This window comes from Fundidesulfovibrio sp. (assembly GCF_058402725.1).
In genome coordinates this window covers 1-3,339 of sequence record NZ_JBZVFJ010000236.1, presented here as the reverse complement: position 1 = coordinate 3,339, position 3,339 = coordinate 1, and the positions used below count along the sequence as shown (strand labels likewise).

Genomic DNA, 3,339 nt, shown 5'->3' with positions numbered 1-3,339 from the left:
CAATACAAACAATACAACTTTCAACACACCGGATACCGATGCGTCAGTATACAGGCAATACCCCAAAAATCAAAATAAAATGTTGATCGACCAGAATTTCCCCGATTTGTCGGAAATTACAAAAATGTCATAAAATTGACGATTTTGCGGCCAAATTTGAATAATTCCAAAGTCCAATCGCCAAATGCCGAATTGAATGGGGATTCGTGGCCACCCGTCTTTCGATTCGGCATTTGAAATTTGGCAATTGGCATTTCAGGCTTGCCTGAATTTTTTATTTCGTCGGGTGGCATGGCCAGCTATGGTCGCCCCTACTCTACTATACTATAGTTTTGTTGGACACAAGATCAGTTTCTCTCGTTATTTCAGCCAGAGCGTTTTTAATATCGGCATCGTTGGCAATATCTTTTATGACCAATCTTGGCGCTCCCAGAGCTGCACGGAGACGTTCCTCTACAGTCTCACGAGTTAAAGCTGTTGGGTTAGAACGAAACTTTTCAAAAGACGTAAGAGCTCGGGGTCGAAGATAAACATCAGGAAGTGAGAAATTCGGATTAACCACATAGATTTTCTCAAAAGCATCGTGGGCTTGAAGAGGATGGCCAGACGCATATTCTATCACCCCGAGATTAGCAATCAAGATAGGGTCATCTGGTAAAAGTTCGTTCGCTTTTTGAATAGCGGCGAGAGCTTGGGGAAAGTCTGGTTCATTTGTTTCGAAATAGCACAGCGCCCCCTGATTTTCAAAACGGGCGTCCTCAACTCCGCATTCTTTCAAACGTTTGTAGTCAGAAATGCCTTCCTTGTGGTGATTCTGGCTTCGTTGTTGGAATAGAATCTTAGACGCCGTGGAAGTGGAGAACACCTCAAGGCGATTCTGGCCATCCATAGCAATAGCTGCGGCCGCATAGCGAGCTAAATCGAGAGCATGCAGAGGATTGAAGGCACCAGCCTTGGGATCGTTTTCGGAGGGCGATGGACAGTAGAGGCCAGCACCAAAACGAGCAAGTCCTAAACATTGCTTTTCAGCCATATCAAGAACAGATTGGGCAACTTTCATCTGTGCCTCGGATGGCTCACTCTTTGTAAAGACAGCCAGCATTGTAGGGCCCGTCTGCGTGGTGTTTGCTATTATCGGATATTTATCATCGATAGCCTTGAACAGTTCGGCTAAAGCCTTGTTGGCGAATGCTGCCCCTCGTGATTTTTCAAGTTCCAAACTATTGAGTAGCGTGAAAACCATAACATTCACAATATTATTTTTCTTTACCTCACTAGTGATGCTTGTTTTAAAATGACCGACATCAACTAGTCTTACGGCATCCAGTAGGGTTCCAGCCTGTGGTGAGATTAGATGGCTTATTGATCCAACGGGAATGAATTCAAGAAGGGCACCAACAGGAAAGATATCGTGTGTACTATTCTTGGCGACAGTGCAGAACGAGATTTCCGCCTGTGCGTCGAAAACCACAATCCGCCCCGAAGATTGACGCGGATAGTAGCCCAACGTTTTTTGCGAACGTCCGTCGTGATACACGAATGGATGGCCCCCAACAAAATCAGGGTGGAATACCATGAATTCCTGACCAGAACTAACATTAACTTGCGTCCCTATATCAATCACTACGACATCCGTACCTCTATGGTGTTCTAGTACTGCGCCATGTTTATCCCGGATCTCTGGGAAGCAGCGAACGATGTTGCGGCCACCTGCCTTGGCGCGGTATAGGGCTGCGTCTGCCTCGCGCTTTAGCGAACTGCAGACAGCCCGGTCGTCAAGTGTTTGTCGTGAGGACTCGATCGATGATACCCCGACACTCGTCGTGATCTTTCGTTCTGCAATATGTGGTAGATTAAACGCCTTGGGTTTGAGCTCGCTAGGCATCGACAGCCATTCATTTTCAGAAGGAAGGACTTCATTGGCTATAGCGTTACAAAGCTTTTCTGCGATTTCACTCGCCGCGGTCTCATGAACACGTCCACTGATAACGACCATGAATTCTTCACCTCCTGTGCGTCCTAGAACTAGAGAGCAATCAGCGTACTCTGCACGAAGAGAAAGAAGCATTGTTTCAAGACGATTCGCGAAGCAGTAGAGAACCACGTCACCGTAGCCATGACCATACGAGTCGTTAACCTGCTTGAAATGATCGATGTCAAGAGACACCACGGCAACTTTGTGCTTTGCTGCCAAGTTAGTTAACGACTGCTCAGTGTCCATATTATCACTTTTAAGACATAACACAGCTTCTGATAGCTTCTTATCAAAGGATTTTGCGTTTAGTAATCCAGTCAGACCATCATGAGAGGCATCAAACTCATGTATTGCATGCCGATAGCTATCTTTTATATCTTTCAAAATGCGGTCGCTGGTTGATTTACGCATCGCCGAGTTACTCTTAGTAACCACTACAGCTTCCAGCTCCAGTACGGGGAAAAAGGTCTCAGAAGAGCTTCGCTCACGCAAGTAGTTTTTGGCATTTAGGGTTTTTTCAAGTAGTATTACTAGAGGCTCGTCCAGAATTTGAGTGCGTGTATCATTATACCAGATGTTTGAGAACCGGCGGTAGACTTGCTTTGACCGCACAGAGCCTGGAAAATTACATTTCTCTTTGAGTTCACGGACAAAGATTTCAAATCGAGCAAGTTGCATTTGTCTAGTCCTCTCGCTTATCCAATATAATTTAAACCTTATTTTTTGGGGGATACATGCTGTTTGTTTCAGTGAAACAAACAAGAACTCTTTCAGTCTCGTAGCGACGGTCATGTCGACCATCTGTTTTGTTCTGAAAATAAGCCCCGGCTGCTGGCCCCAATGTTTTGGTAGAGATATTATAAGGCTGTTAGTCGGGCGCGGTAAATCAAAATGAAGAATCTTTTTATAAATTTTTAAGAAACCTATCAATCCAAAAACGCGTTGGCTGACCATGCCACCCAGCGCGTTTTTGGCCTTTTAAAGTGAAGTTTAGGATTTTGTTCTATCCGCAACTGGATAAAAGGGGAGTTGTTGTGTAAAATGTGTTGTCATGAAATTTTTTGAAGAAAACGAAAAAATTGAGTTTACAAAGCTCACTGCCTGCGGGAACGATTTTGTCTGCATAAACAATCTTTCTGGGCGGTTTGACACAATGCTCTGCAATGTCGCCCGTTCATCCGCATTTGCGAAGGCAATTTGTGACCGGCACACCGGCGTGGGGGCCGACGGCGTAATATTCGCCTGCAAGGATGGCGAAACGGGCGGGTTGTCCGACATTTCATCAGCCCATTTTGAGAGCGACGGATCATTCTGCGAACTCTGCGGCAACGGGTCGGCCTGTTTCACGCGGTGGGTTGTGGCCA

At 45.6% G+C, this 3,339-nt stretch carries 1 protein-coding gene and 1 pseudogene; one reads left to right on the top strand and one right to left on the bottom strand.

The window, feature by feature from the left end; translation table 11 throughout:
• Nucleotides 1-319: 319 nt before the first annotated feature.
• Entirely contained in the window at nucleotides 320-2,929 is a 2,610-nt protein-coding gene (locus ACV4UX_RS17995; RefSeq protein ID WP_491594656.1) for a diguanylate cyclase, read from the bottom strand.
• 97 nt (nucleotides 2,930-3,026) lie between these two features.
• Between ACV4UX_RS17995 and ACV4UX_RS17990 the strand changes: the two are divergent.
• Nucleotides 3,027-3,339 (top strand): annotated as a pseudogene (locus tag ACV4UX_RS17990) (hypothetical protein); the annotation flags it as partial.

What these genes read in the sequence shown, in the direction of transcription:
- ACV4UX_RS17995 (WP_491594656.1), bottom strand. Translation starts at nt 2,929, where the DNA reads ATGGTCAGCCAACGCGTTTTTGGATTGATAGGTTTCTTAAAAATTTAT.